At 61.1% G+C, this 17,024-nt stretch carries 15 protein-coding genes; 3 read left to right on the top strand and 12 right to left on the bottom strand.

All coding sequences use genetic code 11. The annotated features are described in order from the left end of the window. Nucleotides 1-280: 280 nt before the first annotated feature. The 4 genes from CZ203_RS07250 to spoVAC all read right to left on the bottom strand — a co-directional run bounded on the left by CZ203_RS07250 (nucleotide 281) and on the right by spoVAC (nucleotide 2,620). Nucleotides 281-673 (bottom strand): thioesterase family protein, encoded by a 393-nt coding sequence (locus CZ203_RS07250; protein ID WP_087065470.1) that lies wholly within the window; start codon nucleotides 671-673, stop codon nucleotides 281-283. Nucleotides 674-762: 89 nt separating this feature from the next. Further along, on the bottom strand, nucleotides 763-1,119 hold the full coding sequence (gene spoVAE, locus CZ203_RS07245; protein ID WP_087065469.1) for a stage V sporulation protein AE: 357 nt from the start codon (nucleotides 1,117-1,119) through the stop codon (nucleotides 763-765). A 4-nt stretch (nucleotides 1,120-1,123) separates the two neighbouring features. Then, nucleotides 1,124-2,146 (bottom strand): stage V sporulation protein AD, encoded by a 1,023-nt coding sequence (locus tag CZ203_RS07240; RefSeq protein ID WP_087065468.1) that lies wholly within the window; start codon nucleotides 2,144-2,146, stop codon nucleotides 1,124-1,126. A gap of 30 nt (nucleotides 2,147-2,176) precedes the next feature. Next, nucleotides 2,177-2,620: a stage V sporulation protein AC gene (gene spoVAC, locus CZ203_RS07235; RefSeq protein ID WP_087065467.1), complete on the bottom strand. Its 444-nt coding sequence runs from the start codon at nucleotides 2,618-2,620 to the stop codon at nucleotides 2,177-2,179. Between the two features lie 179 nt (nucleotides 2,621-2,799). Here spoVAC and CZ203_RS07230 point away from each other — a divergent pair, with 179 nt between their 5' ends. Next, the gene (locus CZ203_RS07230; RefSeq protein WP_159456413.1) at nucleotides 2,800-3,381 is read left to right on the top strand and encodes an ECF transporter S component; all 582 of its coding nucleotides are present in this window, start codon (nucleotides 2,800-2,802) and stop codon (nucleotides 3,379-3,381) included. A 100-nt stretch (nucleotides 3,382-3,481) separates the two neighbouring features. Here CZ203_RS07230 and truA read toward each other — a convergent pair whose 3' ends face one another. From truA to CZ203_RS07205, 5 genes are all read right to left on the bottom strand, one after another. After that, a complete protein-coding gene (truA, locus tag CZ203_RS07225) occupies nucleotides 3,482-4,219 on the bottom strand; it encodes a tRNA pseudouridine(38-40) synthase TruA (protein WP_087065465.1) in 738 nt (245 codons plus the stop codon). 165 nt (nucleotides 4,220-4,384) lie between these two features. Continuing rightward, nucleotides 4,385-4,924 carry a stage V sporulation T C-terminal domain-containing protein gene (locus CZ203_RS07220; RefSeq protein ID WP_087065464.1) on the bottom strand — a complete coding sequence of 180 codons (540 nt, stop codon included), beginning with the start codon at nucleotides 4,922-4,924 and terminating at the stop codon, nucleotides 4,385-4,387. A gap of 251 nt (nucleotides 4,925-5,175) precedes the next feature. Continuing rightward, nucleotides 5,176-9,501 (bottom strand): InlB B-repeat-containing protein, encoded by a 4,326-nt coding sequence (locus CZ203_RS07215; RefSeq protein ID WP_143436162.1) that lies wholly within the window; start codon nucleotides 9,499-9,501, stop codon nucleotides 5,176-5,178. 228 nt (nucleotides 9,502-9,729) lie between these two features. Further along, a complete protein-coding gene (locus CZ203_RS07210) occupies nucleotides 9,730-10,572 on the bottom strand; it encodes a patatin-like phospholipase family protein (protein ID WP_087065462.1) in 843 nt (280 codons plus the stop codon). A 22-nt stretch (nucleotides 10,573-10,594) separates the two neighbouring features. Continuing rightward, a complete protein-coding gene (locus tag CZ203_RS07205; RefSeq protein ID WP_456236196.1) occupies nucleotides 10,595-12,193 on the bottom strand; it encodes a ribonuclease R family protein in 1,599 nt (532 codons plus the stop codon). Between CZ203_RS07205 and CZ203_RS15610 the strand changes: the two genes are divergently transcribed. Both CZ203_RS15610 and CZ203_RS07195 read left to right on the top strand, forming a co-directional pair. After that, nucleotides 12,089-12,625 carry a FeoB-associated Cys-rich membrane protein gene (locus CZ203_RS15610; RefSeq protein WP_087065460.1) on the top strand — a complete coding sequence of 179 codons (537 nt, stop codon included), beginning with the start codon at nucleotides 12,089-12,091 and terminating at the stop codon, nucleotides 12,623-12,625. The genes CZ203_RS07205 and CZ203_RS15610 overlap by 105 nt on opposite strands. After that, a complete protein-coding gene (locus CZ203_RS07195) occupies nucleotides 12,622-13,374 on the top strand; it encodes an SDR family NAD(P)-dependent oxidoreductase (RefSeq protein WP_087065459.1) in 753 nt (250 codons plus the stop codon). The genes CZ203_RS15610 and CZ203_RS07195 overlap by 4 nt, the downstream gene beginning before the upstream one ends. A 55-nt stretch (nucleotides 13,375-13,429) precedes the next feature. Here the strand turns inward: CZ203_RS07195 and CZ203_RS07190 are convergent, their stop codons facing one another. The 3 genes from CZ203_RS07190 to CZ203_RS14915 all read right to left on the bottom strand — a co-directional run bounded on the left by CZ203_RS07190 (nucleotide 13,430) and on the right by CZ203_RS14915 (nucleotide 16,984). Continuing rightward, on the bottom strand, nucleotides 13,430-14,338 hold the full coding sequence (locus CZ203_RS07190; RefSeq protein ID WP_143436160.1) for an asparaginase: 909 nt from the start codon (nucleotides 14,336-14,338) through the stop codon (nucleotides 13,430-13,432). Between the two features lie 27 nt (nucleotides 14,339-14,365). Next, the gene (locus CZ203_RS07185) at nucleotides 14,366-15,523 is read right to left on the bottom strand and encodes an iron-containing alcohol dehydrogenase (RefSeq protein ID WP_087065457.1); all 1,158 of its coding nucleotides are present in this window, start codon (nucleotides 15,521-15,523) and stop codon (nucleotides 14,366-14,368) included. Nucleotides 15,524-16,810: 1,287 nt separating this feature from the next. Continuing rightward, complete coding sequence (locus CZ203_RS14915; protein ID WP_200809451.1) at nucleotides 16,811-16,984, bottom strand: hypothetical protein; 174 nt, start codon at nucleotides 16,982-16,984, stop codon at nucleotides 16,811-16,813. Nucleotides 16,985-17,024: the final 40 nt, after the last annotated feature.

The following is a 17,024-nucleotide window of genomic DNA, read 5'->3' as shown; positions in this document are numbered from 1 at the left end:
TATTTTACAACCTGCGCCCGGCAGGGGGCGGGGAGGCCATGGCGCGCCCCGCGCCGCAAGGGTTGACGGAAATGCGCAATATTATGCTATGAAACAGCAAGCTTTCGCATTGCTTCCCACGCCCGCCCCTGTATAATGGAACCTGTATCCCAATGGGGCGGGGCCGCATAGCGGCGTGCCCGTAAAGGTAATCCCCTCATTATTTTTCCCCTTTTCATTTCCTCACGCACACAAAAACGCCCGGCGTCCCGCCCTCACGGGACGCCGGGCGTTTGCATTTTTATCCCAGCTTATCCTGCGCCTTCTGCTCGAAGCGCCCGAGCGAGACCACGGCACGCTCGTGCGTGCCCTGGCCGATCAGCCCCGCCTCATCGTAGGCCGCGACGCGGAAGGTCAGCATCTTGCCGTTCGGGCTGACCGCGGTCAGCTCGGTCTCAAAGCGTACCTTCATGCCCGCCGGGGTGGCCGCCTCATGGGTCACGTCCATGTGCGTGCCCACAGAGGTCTTGCCTTCGCCGACGAAGGGCTGCACGCTCTCCGCCGCCGTGCCCTCCAGCCCCGCGATCATCATCGGGGTCGCGTATACGCGCACCAGGCCGCTGCCCACGCTGCTGGCGAGCATCGCCTCGGTAACCGTAATTTCCTTTGTGCCCTTGATACCGGTTTCTATCATACTGCCGTCGTCCTTTCCCAATGGGTGGTCAATATTTCCGGTACCATCATACCGCGCGCCGGGCGGGCTTGTCAACTGCGGCGCGGGGGTCAGGACTTGCTTTTTGGCTTAAAGACCAGCGCGACCAGGAAGCCGAACACGACCGCCGCCGCGATGCCGCCCGCCGCGCCGGTCACGCCGCCGGTCAGCACGCCGATCAGGCCGCTCTGCGCGATGCCCTCGATCACGCCCTTGGCGAGCGAATAGCCGAAGCCGAGCAGGGGCACGGTCGCGCCCGCGCCGCCCCAGTCGACGATGGGCTGGTACAGCCCGAAGCCCGTCAGCACCACGCCCAGCACCACATAGGTCACAAGGATGCGCGCCGGGGTCAGCTTGGTCTTGTCGATCAGGATCTGGGACAGGCCGCAGATAATTGCGCCCGTGATAAACGCCCGTAAATATTCCATCGCCTTAGCCCTCCTGCCGTTCGAGCACGACCGCATGGCACACGCCCGCAATATTTTGCCCCTGCTGCACGGAGACCGGGCTCATCATCGCGCCCGTGCCGGCGAACAGCACGCGGCGCAGGCGGCCTTCCTCCAGGTCGCGCAGGATGCTGCCGCACAGCACGCAGGCCGAGCAGCCGCAGCCGGAACCGCCCGCATGGACGTCCTGGTCGGGGGAGAAGAGCAGCAGGCCGCAATCGGAATACACCGGGCGGATGTCCACGCCGTCCTGCTTGAACAGCTCGATGAGCAGGTCCGCGCCCACGCCCGCGAGGTCGCCGGTCAGCACCATATCGTAATCGCCCGGTTCCGTCGCCGTATCGCGGAAGTAATCGGACAGCGTGCGGTAGGCGGCGGGCGCCATCGCCGCGCCCATATTGTTCGCGTCCTTGACGCCGAGGTCGACCATCTGGCCGACCGCCCCGCCCGTCACCGCGACCCGGCCGCGTTCCGGCTTCGCCGCGATCACGGCCGCGCCGGACGCCGTGGCCGTCCACTGCGCGGTCGGGGTGCGCTGGCCGCCGTAAGCCAGCGGGAAGCGGTACTGCCGCTCTGCGGAGCAGAAATGCGACGAGGCCGCGCAGGCCAGCTCGTCCGCAAAGCCGCCGTCCACCAGGCAGGCGCCGAGCAGCAGCCCCTGCGCCATGGTCGAGCACGCGCCGTACAGCCCTAGGAACGGCACGTTGGAATCGCTCGAGGCAAAGGCCGAGCCGATGCACTGGTTCAGCAGGTCGCCCGCGAGGATCATATTCAGCTCGCGCACCTCGCGCCCGGCCTTGCGCGCCGCCAGCTCGATGCAACGGCGCTGCATTTCGCTTTCCGCCTTTTCCCAGGTCGGCTGGTCAAAATGGTCGTCCTCGGCCACATAGTCGAAGGTGCCGCGCAGCGGGCCCTCGCCTTCCTTTTTACCGACGACCGCCGCATGCCCCGCAATGCGCGGGGCGTTGCGGAAACGCAGGGCACGCGCGCCCATACGGTTTACTGCCATAAAAAATCCCCTCCTTTTGCGTTGTCCCGCCTACGCCAGGTGGAACACATAGACAACCAGCCCGTAAACGACCGATGCGGAAATACCATACACCAGCACCGGCCCGGCAATGGTAAACATCTTCGCCGCCATGCCGAGCACCAGGCCTTCGCTCTTGAACTCGAGCGCCGGGGCAACCACGGCGTTGGAAAACCCGGTGATCGGCACGATCGTGCCCGCGCCCGCGTGCTTGGCCAGCTTGTCGTACCAGCCCAGGCCGGTCAGCAGCGCGCCGAGGAAGATCAGCGTGATACTGGTTGCGGTGGCCGCGTCCTTTTCCGGCAGCCCCGCCATTTTATACAGGTTGAGGATGCCCTGCCCCGCGGTGCAGATCAGGCCGCCGATCACCGCGGCCCACAGGATATCCTTTAAAATCGGTGAATTCGGCGACTTTTGCTTGAGCAGCGCGTCATATTCATCCTTTGACACATGCATGGGATTCCCTCCGTTTTCCGTTTTGGTATAGCATCCCCATGCCGCCCGTTTTTATGCGCCCTTGCATCCCGGCAAACTGGCATGATAAAATTATTGCAAATTGGCGGTTTTCAGGATGCCACTTTAGCGGTATGATAAACGCATTCCAAAAAAAGCGATCAACGGGGGAACCTACTACCATGAAAAACGCACGGAAAATCACACTTTACGACATCATCATCGTCGCCCTGATGGCGGCGATCGTCTTCGCGGTCACCATGTTCCTATCCATCCGCATCCCGACGCCGACGGGCACGACCATGATCAAGCTGGCCAACGCCTTCTGCCTGCTCGCGGGCATCCTGTTCGGCGGGTGGCGCGGCGGGCTGGCCGCCGGCCTGGGTTCGATGTTTTTCGACTTTATGACGCCGGAATACATCCCGGAAGCGTGGCTGACCTTTATCCGCTTCTTCCTGATGGCGTTCGTCTGCGGGCAGGTCGCGCACGCGGGCGGCGCGCTGGGCAAGCGTCACACGCGCAACCTGGTTGCGGCCATCATCGCCTCGGTTGTGTCGAGCGTCTTTTACATCGGCAAGAACGTCGCGGTGCTCCTGCTCGCGGGCAGCGCGCTTACGCCGGCGCTCATCGCCCAAGCGCCCAAGGTGGCGACCTCGGCCGTCAATATCGTCGTGGCCGTCGTTGTGGCGATGGCGCTCGCGCCGGTGCTGCGCCGCGCGCTCGACTCGATCCATTTTTACGACCGCTTCGGGCTGCGCGCCTAATGCGGCGACGGCATACGCCGCGCGTCCCAGTCCCGCGCAGACGCGCATTCCCAACTGCAAAAAAGGGGAGAGGGTACAACCTCTTCCCCTTTTTTATGCTTTAATACTGCACTTCCTCCAGGATCAGCCCCTGCGGCGGCATGGTCATGCCCGCGCGCTGCCGGTCAAGGCTATCCAAAATGCCCGGCATATCCTCCGGGGCGCGCCGCCCCATGCCGGCCTCGACGAGCGTGCCCGTCAGGATGCGCACCATGTTGTACAAAAAGCCGTTGCCGTAAAAATCCAGCCGCACTTCGTCGCCGTCCTGGCGGACACCGATTTCATAAACCGTGCGCACGGTAGACTTTTTGTAACGCTTGTTCGAGCAGAACGCGCGGAAATCATGCGTGCCGGTCAGGAACGCCGCCGCGCGGCGCATCGCCGCCAGGTCGAGCGGCCCCGGCCAGGGCGTGACGTAGCGCCGCTCGAACACATTCGGCGTTTCACCGACCCACAGCCGGTACGCATAGCGCTTGGCCTTGGCGTTCAGCCGCGCGTGGAAGCGCGGGTCGGCGGTTTCGCAGGACAGCACGGCGATATCGCCCGGCAGGTATTGGTTGCAGTAATCGCGGATGCCGGCCGGGGGGAGCGTGGTATCGAGCCTGAAGCTCGCCACCTGCGCCCGCGCATGCACGCCCGCGTCCGTCCGCCCCGCGGCATGGATCTCGACCGTGTGCCCGGCCATTTCCCCGAGCACGCGCTCCAGCCTGCCCTGTATCGTATTGCCGGTGTTGCCCTGGCGCTGCCAGCCGTCGTAACGCCCGCCGTCATACTGGATGACCAGCTTGTAATTCTCCATCGGTATCCTCCTGGTTTTTCTTCATGATACCGGAATTTGGGGGATTTGTAAAGTTATTGGGCACTTCAAAAGGGCGCGCCCAGGTGTTCTTTTTCCGCACATCCATCCTGGCAACGCATAAGGAAAGGGGGCAGGCGGTTGCCTGTCCCCTTGTTTGCACCCGGGTTACATCGTCATCTGCCGGCTGAGGAAGCTTGCCGCGGTCTGGCTCAGTTTGGTTTCGACCTCGTTGGCCTCGGTGCCCGCGTCCTCCGACAAAAACGCCACGCAGCCCGATACGTCGCCCTCGGTGATGATCGGTGCGGCCACGATCACATGGTACGGGTCGTTGCCCGACATGCTGACCGATTGGTCGGAGCCGTGGTGCTCGTAAATATGGCGCTGCTCCATAAGCGCTTCAAAGTCCGCGCCGATGGTCTTTTCAAATACGTCCTTCTTCGCGCCGCCCGCCGCGGCGATCACCGCGTCACGGTCGCAAATCGCGCAGCTCAGCCCCGCGGTGCGCGACAGCGCCTCCGCCAGCTCGCCCACAAAGGAACCCAGCTCGCCCATCGGGGAATACTTTTTAAATATAACCTCGCCGTCGCGGTCTGTGTAAATCTCCAGCGGGTCGCCCTCGCGGATCCGCATCGTACGGCGGATCTCCTTCGGGATCACGACACGACCAAGGTCGTCGATCCTACGGACTATACCAGTTGCTTTCATATCCGGTAACCTCCATTTTACTTTGGTATTTCCAGTTGCAATATTGGTATTATCTCTTTGTAAAGCGGAAAATATGTAAGCACATGGGCTGTAAATAAAATGAAATGCATTTCCTGGGAAATTTACGCAGCGCGGACGTCCCGGCGGGACGTTCAACAACCTCCGGGCATAGGGAAAGGCGGCGCCAAACGGCGCCGCCTTTCCATTCCTGACAGCTTCGCAAGCCCTTGATCAGGGGGTGCACATACTTTTTAGCCCTTCTTGCGGCGGAGTACCAAGCCGATGCCTGCGCCGGAAAGTACGAGCAGGATTGCCAGCAGGGAGATCGGCGCGTTGTCGCCCGTTGCCGGGACGCCGCTGCCCTTAGCCGCCTTGCTGCCTGCGCCGGAACCCGAAGCGGTTGCCGGTGCGTCTGCCAGCGGCACGCTGCCGTCGTCGATGGTAACTTCACTGCCGGTATCCGCCGGGCCTTCCGCCAGCGGGGTCTCGTTATCGTTGATTACGACATCGTTCGTCGGGGTGTTATTGTTGGTCGGGCGCTTATTGGAGGTGCTGCCGCTGCCGCTGGGGCCGCCACCGCCGCCCTGGTTGTCATCGTCATAGGTGTAATTGACCAACAGGACGTTCGGCTCAGCCGCTTCGCGCGCCTCGATCGTGATATACACCGGTGCGCCTGCACGGTAGCCGGTCGGCTGCTGTGCGTTGACCCAATCCGCGGATCTTACGTCCTCAGTGACCAGCTCGTACGTGAGCGTCTGGCCCAAGGGTGCGTAGAACACCGTGCCGTATTCGCCCAGGTCGCTGCCCAGCGTCTGGTTGCGGTACCTGATGACGTACGGGTACAGGCGATCGTAATACAGGGTGACGTCCTCGGTCTTATCCTCGAAGGACACCGTTGCCGCCGTTGCGCGGACCGCTTCAAAGCCCTGCGCGCTGACCGCGAGGCTCATAACCTGTACCGGGGACGCGCCCTCGGTGACGGTAATCTGGGTATCCTGGTACTGGCTCAGCGCGTCGTATTGCGCCGCGTCCGTTTCGGACTGGAACCTGTGGTGTACAGTAACCAAACGGGTACCGGGGTTGGGCGTGCCTTCCTCAACGAAGAACGCCTTATACGTAACGTCCTCCTCCGCTCTAAACGTCGTGCCCAGGTCTACCTTTTCGTACGTCTCCTGTTCTTCCACCATGACCAGCTTGCCCCAGTGGGAGAACTTAAAGCCGGCGTTTGCGTTCGTGGTCGGGACGTTGACGATATCGCCCTTCCCGTGGTTTTCCGCGATGATGGCCGCACCGCCGGAGCCCAGCGTGCCGTTATCATCGGTGGTGAACTTCACAAATACCTTGTCGCCCTGGCCGCCGTCCGGCACAAAGATCGCGGTATAGGTGATGTTTTCGGTGGCTTCCACTTCTTCACCCAGCCCATCGAGAACCGGGAAATCATTTACTTCCCAATGCGAGAACTTGTAGCCCTGTACCGGCGTGGTCGACGGTACCTTGACCATCGTCCCCTTGGACACCGGATAGGAAACAATCGCGTTGTTGCCGTCCAGCCAGCCATAGTCGTTCGTATCGAACGTAACGGTTACCTGGTCGCCAACCGGCGGGACGCTGTTCTTGGAATAATTGATCGTGATAACCGCGCCGTCCAGGCCGGTCAGGTCGAGATGGCCGCCTGCCGGGATCGTCCGATCCTCGATCTTGCCGCCCTCGGGCTGCACGGAAACCGTGTAGCCCTCGTAGGAATAGGCAAAATCCTTGTCATCGATAAACTGCTTGATGCTGCTTTCGGTCACGGCGTCGCTATCCTGGCGGAGTGTCAACACGCCGTTTTCGCCAAAGCCCTTTTCGAGGACGGGCGTATCGTCGCCGTACTTGTGGAACAGCATGACTTCCGCAGTCTTGTCTACCGGCTCGCCGCCGCCAGCCTTCTTGAAGTGTGCGGTATAGATGACGGTGGTCGTATTCCTGCCGACCGTCAGCGTATCCAGCTTGTCGATATGCTTGTCGATCGAGAAGTACGGCCATACGCTCATGGTTTCGAGCTTTGCCCAGTGCGAGAATTCATAGCCGTCCTTTGCAACCGGCGTGGGGACGTCGACCGACGTGCCGCGCTCAACCAGGTCGCTCATGAGGTGCCACTGGTAGCCGTCCATATCCTGCAGCTTGCCGTGCCCATCGGTCGAGAACGTCACGAGGGCGTACTTCGGCAGCGGTTTGCACTCGGGCTTATAGCTGAGGTAGATCGAAACATGCTTGACGTCCGTCAGGTCAAGGCTTTCGCCCTTGCCAAGCTCAACGATCTTGTGGATACCGTTGTCATAGATTGCGAGGACCGAATAGCCCTTATACGCATAATCCTTCTTTGCCTTTGCAAGGCTCTCGATCCACTGTGCGGTGATGTCCTTGCTGTCGCGGGAAATTTCCTTATCCGACCAGTCCGGATCCGGCACCCCAAAGCTGAACGCGCCGTAACGGTGGTATACGCTCACCGTAGCGGTTTTGCCGCCGGGGACAGGTTCGTCGCCATTTTTCCACTCGGCGTGGAAACGGGCGTCCTTGTCAAAGGTTGCCTTCAGGATTTCATCGCTGGTCCACTTCTTACCCTGATTGTCCGGCTTGCCATCCTTGCGCCAGCCGTCAAAAACCTTGCCTTTGCGGGTCGGCTCGGGCAGGGTGGCCAGTCTAAAGGAGGCCGCAAGGCTCTTGCCGGATTCCAGCGTGTAAATCAGGCGGTTTTTTCCGTCTGCCGTTGCGTACGGGTGGTCATCGCCAAATACGCCGCTGTCTGCGTGCAGCTCTACCGTGATGCTGCCCGCGGGCTTGACGACCGCTTCCACCTTCTCGCTCTTTACGGAAGCGTCGAACGAGCCGGAGCCGTACTTCGCCTCATATTTGTACTTGACGCTTGCGCTGTTGTAAATAGTGCTGTTTACGTCCTTTTGATCGACGGTATAGGTGTAGGTCAGGGTAACCGGGAGCTTTTTATAGGCAAACTTCGCGGTGTTGCCGTAAACCCAAACGCCCTTCGGCGCCGTCAGTATGCCCTTGCCCTTGCCGGCCATGTCGTCGGTCAGGGTAATTTCCGTAAAGCTGATATCGCTGCTGTCGCCACTGGGCTTATTGACGGTGATCGTGTATTCGATCTGGTCGCCCGGCCACAGGGTGGCGGTGTCTACCGTATTGCCCTCGCGGGTAACCTTGGTGATGGACTTATTGACGTCCAGACGGTACGGCTGCGCCTTGATGTCGAGTTCCGTGCGCAGGTAGTCATGGTTTGCGCCCATGCCCCACAGCCAGCCGCCGTCGCGGGAATAGTAGAAGCCGACCGTGCAGCCCATGTCCTTGGCTGCCGCAATCGTCTTTTGCGGGTGCTTGTTGCCCTCAAGTTCATTCACCTTCATGTTTTCCAGCTTTTCAAACTGGTTGCCGACCGTGCCCGCTACGCTCGTTACCGCGTAGCCTTCGTCCGGCTTGACAAAGAACATGACGCTGTGGCCTTCAAAACTGCCAAAGTTCAGGGTCTCGGGGTTTGCAACCTCCTGGAGTGCGCCGCCGTCAAAGCTGTAGTACAGCGTGGCGTTTTCCAGCGTGCGGATGTCCACATAGTTCTTGGTTAAGACATCCGTCTCGATGCTTTCAAAGCTTCCCAGAAGCTTCTTAAATCTCCAGGATTCGGCGGTCGCGGTCAGAGTTTTATTCGCGTCGTCGTCGCGGACTTCATAGGTTTCGTAATAGGTTTCCGTCTTACCTTTTGTAAAAATTCTTGCCGCCCCTGCAAGCTGTTCGGCCTTATGGCCGCCATTATTTACATAGAGGTAGGTGCCCACTGCATCCGTATAGCTACGGTTGTTGGTAACCGTAATCTCATACTGGATCTTATCGCCCGGGCGGACGGCTGCGCCTGCCGGCAGCTTTTTGCCCTCACGGGTAATCTTATTGATGACCATGTCAACCGACATATGCGGCCCCTTATCCTCCAGGATGTAATTAAATACTTCCTGCGGGGGCGCCTTCGGGATTTCCGTGGGGTCTATAATGGTATTTTCGGTCTTGTCGGTCTCGGGGTTGCCGGTCTCGGGGTTCCCGGTCTCAGGGTTCCCGGTCTCAGGATTGCCGGTCTCGGGGTTCCCGGTCTCGGGGTTCCCGGTCTCGGGGTTCCCGGTCTCGGGATTGCCGGTCTCGGGGTTCCCGGTCTCGGGATTGCCGGTCTCGGGGTTCCCGGTCTCGGGATTGCCGGTCTCGGGGTTGCCGGTCTCAGGATTGCCAGTCTCGGGGTTCCCGGTCTCAGGATTGCCAGTCTCGGGGTTCCCGGTCTCAGGATTGCCGGTCTCGGGGTTCCCGGTCTCGGGATTGCCGGTCTCAGGGTTCCCGGTCTCGGGATTGCCGGTCTCAGGGTTCCCGGTTTCGGGGTTGCCAGTCACGCTGTTGCCGGTGTCGGTACCGGCGCTGTGGTCGGAGTCTGAAACGGACGGGGCTGAACCCTCAGATCCATTATCCGTTGCGAAAACTGCCGTCGATAAGATCGAGAGCAGCATTGCAGCTGAAATAACCGCTGCTAGCGTCCTTTTTAATTTCATCTCGTCGCCTCCCTTTAAAAGCTTTGCTGTCAGGTTTATCATTTAGGATTGGCTTTATTATATAAGGCGGCAGTTACATCCGGGTTACATTTGGTCACTTTGTCAAAAAAATTTTAAATTATTTTATTTTCAGGGGCGTGCGCAATAACTCATGGTGGTGCGCAAAAAAACAGGGGGCGTGCGGCCTTGCGGCCGACGCCCCCTGTTTGGCTGTGATTGTGCCCTTTGTTATGTAAACAGCGCCTGGATGTCGCCCAGACGCGCCTGTACCATGCCGTACCCCTCCTGATAGGCCGCATCCAGCTTGGCAATATCGCTTTCGAAGCTTTCCACCGGATGCGCCGGCCGCAGCAGCACGGCGTCCTCCGGGTGGTGTTTCGCCAGCTGGTTACAAAAGCATACCGTATCGTTATAGCGTTTGTGCCGGGTGAGCAGCACCTCCGGCAGGGCGGGGAAGCGGTGCCGCAGGCCGCGCGCCGCCCACTTCGTACCGGCGGACAGCGTTTTACGGTAGTCCGCTGTGCGGGTGAGCACGATGAGGTTTTTTTCGCTGCCGTCCGCGATCGCCTTGCGGATCGGGATCGGGTCGGACAGGCCGCCGTCGTAATATGGCGTGCCGCCGACCGTGATCGCCGGGAAAAAGAACGGGATCGCGCAGGTGGCGCGCAGCATGGTGCACTTTTCATCCAGCGCCCGCCCGTCGAGGTATTCCGGTCGGCCAGTCAGCGCGTTGGTCACGCCGACGCGCACCCGCCCCGGGTAGGCGAGGTAAGCCTCCCAGTCGAACGGGGACAGGCGGTTCGGGATTTCGTCGTAAATAAAGTCCAGCCCGAACATGCTGCCGCATTTCAGGTAGTTTGCGTAGCCCATATAGCGGGGGTCGTTGCGGTAACGCCGCAGGATATCAATATTGCGCCCCTTCTGCCGGGATACGTAGGAAACGCCGTTCGTAATGCCGGCGGAAACGCCGATCACATAATCAAACATCAGCCCGTGCTCGAGCAGCGCGTCCATCACGCCGCAGGAGAACACCGGGCGGAAGGTCCCGCCTTCCAGAATCAGCCCGGGCATGTCGCCCCTCCCATCCCGCCGGTCATACCGGCGTAAAATCAATCTGCCCGGTCACGTTGGACGCGGCCACGAGCTGTACCCGCATCGGCGAGCCGATACCGTACCGCTTGCCGGTGCGCACGCCGATGAGCAGCAGATGGTCGGGATCGAACTCGTACGCGTCGCCCTCGAGCGCCTCGATGCGCACCAGGCCCTCCGCCGTGTTGGGCAGCGCCACAAACAGGCCGAAGGAGGTCACGCCGGAAACCGTCGCGTCGAACGCCTGCCCGATGAACTGCGACATATAGTCGGCAAGGTACAGCTTGTCGATATCGCGCTCCGCCGTATCCGCCGCCATCTCGCGGGAGGTGGCCTGCGCCGCGGCTTCGCCGCAGAACATCGCGTCGGCCTTCGCGAACTCCTGCCCGGAAACCGCCTTGTACAGCATCCGGTGCGCCACCAGGTCCGGGTAGCGCCGGATTGGGGAGGTGAAATGCAGGTAATACTTGGCCTTCAGGCCGTAGTGGCCGATGCACTCGTCCGAATACCGTGCGCGGGCGAGGGAACGCAGCAGCAGCGTGGGCAGCACGCGCTGGTCGGGCTTGCCCTTCGCGCCGTCGATCACGGCCTGGAGCTGGCGGGTGTCCTCGGGCTTCGAGGCGTCCACGCGGTAGCCGAATTGGCGCGCGAGCGCCGCGAACGCGCCCAGCTTATCCGGGTCGGGGTTTTCGTGCACCCGGTACACGGTCGGGTAGCCGCGCTTTTCCATATATTCCGCAACCGACTCGTTGGCCAGCAGCATAAATTCCTCGATCAGCTTTTCCGCGTCGCCGCGCGGCCTGGCCTCGACGCCGCAGGCATGCCCGCCCCCGTCGACCAGGATCTCCGGCTCCGGGATGTCGAGGTCGAGCGCGCCGCGCTCCAGCCGGCGGCTGCGCAGCGCCTTGGCCAGCGCGTCCATGCGGCCCAGCGTTTCCGCGAGCGGCGCGTACTGCTGGCGGAGCGCCGGGTCGCCCGCCAGGATGGCGTTGACCTTCTTATAGGTCATGCGCGCCTTGGAGCGGATGACGGATTTTGCGAACTTGACGCCGTGGCGGCGGCCGTCCTTATCCACCTCTATCAGCGCGGAAAAGGCCAGGCGCTCCACGTCGGGGTTGAGCGAGCAGATGCCGTTGGACAGCGCGAACGGCAGCATGGGCACCACATGCCCCGGGTAATAGACCGAGGTGCCGCGCCGGTAGGCCTCCGCGTCGAGCGGGGAAGCCATGGTCACATAATGCGACACGTCCGCGATGTGCACGCCGAGCCGCATGCGGCCGTTTTCCAGCAGGTCGAGCGAGACCGCGTCATCAAAATCCTTGGCGTCGTCGCCGTCGATCGTGAAGATGANGTCGCTTACGCGGATCAGCACGCGGTCGCCCTGCCATGCGCCGCCGGACGCGCCGGGCGCAATGAAGATATCCGCGCCGCCCTCCTCCGGGGTGACAAACGCAAAGCTGCGGCCCGTCGCCTGGAAAGAGCCGGCCAGGCAGCCGAAATGGCCGGCCTGCCCGTATTTATTCTTTTTGTTGCGTACGATCTTGCCATCGTCCAGCAGCCTTTGCAGCGCCTGGGCGACGGCGCGGCGGGACGCGCCTGGCATGCGTTTACATACCTCGTCCCCGCGCATCGGGTTGCTGAGCAACGCGTATATCTGCCGGTCCAGCTCTTCCATCGCGTAAGCCTCCTTTTGGGGTTTGTATTTCTGTGGATAGTATACCAGATTTTTGGGCAATTTAATAGGGTGATTGAAATTAAATTACCAAACAGGCAAAGCCCGCGGTGTTTGACAACAGGCATGTGCGCGGTGTATCATCAGGTTAATGGACAAGGCAAATTTCGCGCCCGCAGCGGGGCGGGGATGGGGCTGCTTATGATAGATTGCTTGATTATCGCGATATTATTACTGCTTGTGACCGCCGCGGCCCGTTATTTATGGAAACAGCATAAAAACGGGGGCTGCTGCGGGGGCTGCGCGGGCTGCCCGCGGCGGGGCAAATGCCCCCCGGCGGGGCGGAAAGGGGGACCAAAATGAAAGCATTGATTACTGGGGCAAGTTCCGGCCTGGGGCGCGACATGGCGCGCGAGCTGGCCGCGCGGGGGTACGACCTGATCCTGGTCGCGCGGCGGGAAGATCGGCTGCGCCTGCTGGCGGCCGAGCTGCCCGTGCGCACCGAAATCATCTGCGCCGACCTGGCGGACGCCGGCGCGGTGTACGACCTTCACGCGCGCGTGCGCGGGGAGGACGTGGCGGCCGTGGTCAACAACGCGGGCTTCGGCTTGTTCGGCGCGTTCAGCGAGACCGACCTCGACGCGGAGCTGCGCATGCTGGACGTCAACTGCCGCGCGGTGCACATCCTGACCAAGCTGTTCCTGCGCGATTTCAAGGCGCAAAACCGCGGGTGTATCCTCAATGTCGCCTCCTCGGCGGGCTTTATGGCCGGGCCGCTCATGGCGACCTACTACGCCACCAAAAACTATGTCCTGCGGCTGACGCAGGCCATCCGCGAGGAGGTGCGCCAGGCGGGCAGCGCGGTCAAGGTCAGCGCGCTGTGCCCGGGGCCGGTCAATACGGAGTTCAACCAGGTGGCGCATGTGCGCTTCGCCAGCCGCGGGCTGGACAGCCGCCGCGTGGCGGCCTACGCCGTCGACGGGATGCTGCGCGGCCGCGGCGTGATGGTGCCCGGCGCGGAGATGAAGGCGGTGCTCGCCCTGCGGCGGTTTGCGCCGGAAACGCTCGTCACGCGCATCGCCTACCACATCCAGCACCGCAAGAACGGGTAACAAAAATCCCCCTGCCACGGCGGCAGGGGGATTTTTTACGGTATTGGGCGGGCGGTCACAGCTCCCCGCACATGACCGCGGCAAGCGCGTCCTCGGTGGTGCGGTCGCCGAGGCAGACCGCGCCCATGGCCTCCGCGCGGCGGCCAACCTTATATTTATGTAAGTCCGCGCCGCCCGACAGGCACTGCGTGGTCAGATATACGCGGGTGCCGCTCAGGATGAGCTTCTGCACGACCTTTTCCAGGCGCGTGGGCACGCCGCCCGAGCCAAAGCCCTCGATGATGACCTTGTTATAGCGGCCGAGGAAGTCGATGATGGTCGGGTCGAGGTCGGGCGTCAGCTTCATGAGCACGACGCTCGCGTCGACATTTTCAACAAATTCCGGCTCGCCCCCGCGCTCGGGGCGGTGGTTGATGATGACCTTGCCCATATTGTTGATGATGCCGTCCGCCGGGGCGTTGATCGAGCGGAACGCGCTGATCCCGCGGCTGTCCACCTTGGCGATCCGGGTGCCGCGGATCACCTGCCCATGCACGACCGCGGCCACGCCCGGGTAGTCCTCGCAGGCGACGCGGAACGCGCCGAGCAGGTTGCCTTCCGCGTCGGACTCCTCCGCGCCCATCGGGCGCTGCGCGCCGGTCAGGATCACGGGCTTCCCGAACGCGCGCAGCACATGGCTGAACAGCGCGGCGGTATAGGCGAGCGTGTCCGTGCCGTGCGTGATGACAAAGCCGTCGTACCCGTCGCGGTTGTCCCAGATGACGCGCGCGATGCGCAGGCGGTGCTCCGCCGTCATATCGGTGGAATCGACGCTCATGGGGTTGAGCACCGTGACCTTGCAGATGTGCTTCAGCTCCGGGATAAATTCGAGCAGCTCCTCGCCGGTGAGCGCGGGCGCAAGGCCGTGCCCGGTCTGGCGGCAGGCGATCGTGCCGCCTGTCGCCAGCATCAGAATATGTTTCAATGCGGTTTAGTCCCTTCTTTAATAGGTTTAGCGGTAGCTCCGCTGCATGATGCCGGCCACATCCTCGCGGGTGACCTGCTTGCGGTCGAGCCGGAAGAGGTTGCCCATGGTATGCAGGGCGTTGTCGGCATATTTGAGGAAGTCGCCGTCCGCGCCGATACCGTACTCGCTCATCTTGAGGCCGTCGACGTGGCAGGCCGCCTGCAGCGCCGCGAGCGCTTCGACAAAGTCCATCGGGTCCTTTGCGTCGGCCTTGCCCAGCGCGCGCGCCATTTCGATAAAGCGCTCCGCGCAGGCGTCCGCGAATACCTTATAGTATTCCAGCGAGATCATGATCAGTCCTGCGCCGTGCGGCAGGTCAGGGTGCAGCGCGCTCATCGCGTGCTCGATCGCGTGCTCGGACGTGCAGGAGGACAGCGTCTCGACGAAGCCGGACAGCGTGTTCGCCAGCGCGATGTCCGCGCGCGCGTCCATGTTGCCGCCGTTGTTGACCGCCTCGGCCAGGCTCTTGCCGACCAGCCGGATGCTCTCGAGCGCGAACATATCGCTCATCGGGCTGGCGATCGACGCGAGGTAGCCCTCCGTCGCGTGGAACAGCGCGTCAAAGCCCTGGTACGCCGTCATCTTCGGGGGCACGGAGACCATGAACTCCGGGTCGACGATGGACAGGGTGGGGAAGGTGCCGTCGTAGCCGAAGCCGATCTTTTCCTCCCCGTTCGTCACGACCGTCCAGGGGTCGGCCTCGGTGCCGGTGCCCGCCGTGGTCGTGATCGCGACGACCGGCAGCGGGTCGTTCGGGACGGGCTTGCCCTTGCCGGAGCCGCCCGCGACATAGTCCCAATACGCGCCCCCGTTCGTGGCCATGACCGCGGCGGCCTTGGCCGTATCGATCGAGGAGCCGCCGCCCAGGCCGACGATAAAGTCGCAGCCCTCCGCCCGGCAGATCGCCGCGCAGTCGTCCACGTTTTCCAGCGTGGGGTTGGGGTGCACCTTGCCGTAGACGACGCTGTCCGCGCCGCCCTCCTGCAGCAGGGCGCGGACCTTGTCCACGTAGCCCAGGCGGGTGGTCGAGCTGCCGCCCGTCACCAGCAGGGCCTTTTTGCCAGGCAAATGGCCGCGCGCCAGCTTTTTGACGCTGCCCGGCCCGAAGAAAATGCGCGACGGCATATAATAACTGAATTTCATGGGAGGTTCCTCCTGTCATAAAGCTTCAAAAATCACCAGTACTTTTATTATAGCAAACTTAAACGACTTTTAAAAGCTTATTTTAACAAATTTACACGCTGTTTTTTGTACTCTTTTTTGAATTTTCCACTTGACATATAGTGCACAAAATGATATTATAATCTCACAAAGAAACTGTAGGAGTTCACAAAAGAAGAGCGCCATACAGATTCGCACGAAAGGAGTGAGTCCCATGATCTCAGAGCAGGAGCACTTCCAGGAGGCAGGGCTCGCTGGCCAGCTGTAGCGTACCGTCCCTTACATCATTCGCGGAGCGGATGTAGACCCGCCCGCATTCCCAATACTTTAATCTTACATAGAATAGTAAACGGAAAGTGAGTGAGCAAGTGGCCTTACAAAACAGCAAAACCCCGCAAGGTTCACCCATTCGTTCCAAGGCGTGTCCCACAGAATAAAGCAATACGGCAAACCCCAGGGGTGATTCCCCCTTCGATCTGAATCGAAAATGTTATTCCGTAATTGCGGCTGCGAAACAAGGCGGGAACGAACAAAAGCGAAAGCACAGGCAAATACCCGGCACCTTAGCTTGTATCCCCAAAGGCAACAGCAAAAACGTCTGACAGGATGGCTCATAATTTACCAGACAATATCCAAGTGCGGGCACAAAACCCCAACGCGTTTGAAACTTTCATCTACCATTCAAACTTTTCAAAGCTGATGCGGCGGTAATAACCGCCTCTAATCCCACCGAAAAGCCGATGATGGCGCATGAATGGCAACACAGCGGAAAGGTTCCAGTCCAACAGTGAAACGCCCGGAAAAATCATCAGCCGGCAACAGACGATACCCAAACCGCCATAAGGGCAAGCAAAGCAGCCAAACGTCCGTAAAAAAAAGAGCCGTTCCGAATGGTTCGAGGAAGGATTTCCTATCCGGGAGTGCATCCAAAGCGGAGCAGGGAAAAGGTTCCTAACCTGAGGGCATTGCAAAAAAGGGATTGCGGATTCCAAAATCCGAACGCCTGAAAAAAATGTGGCGATTCGCCGATGGGCGTGCCGATGGGCAAAAGGATCGGCCAGGGCAATGTAGGCAAACGGACAAAAGCGCATTCGCAGCAAAATTCTAACAAAGACGATATGCCAGTGAACCGGCAGTCCTGCTGATGGAAGTGGAATAAGCTCAGATCAAACTGAAAAGGAAGTACTGAATGAAAAAACTGCATAATGAAGTAGGTTAAGCGCCCTATCCGGTGGAGATAGGGCGCTTGATGGTTTTTATGCACGTTTTTTAGGATGCCGCCCCGGCCTGCAGCAGCCCGTCTCGCACCAGCGTGCCCAGGTTGGACAGATGCGACGCGATTTCCTGCCCCGCGCCCATGACGGCCTGCGCGACGAGGGCGCCTGCAATCACGATGGCGGCCGCGATTATGATTTTCCCGATCAGATCTTGGTATTCCTTCATTCCTGTATCCCCCTGTGTGTTTTTACCAGTTTAACAGGGC

The organism is Intestinibacillus massiliensis, assembly GCF_900155735.1.
GTDB classification, from domain to species: domain Bacteria; phylum Bacillota; class Clostridia; order Oscillospirales; family Butyricicoccaceae; genus Intestinibacillus; species Intestinibacillus massiliensis.
Note: the sequence above shows the minus strand (reverse complement) of the source record. Positions and strands in the feature narration are given on the sequence as shown.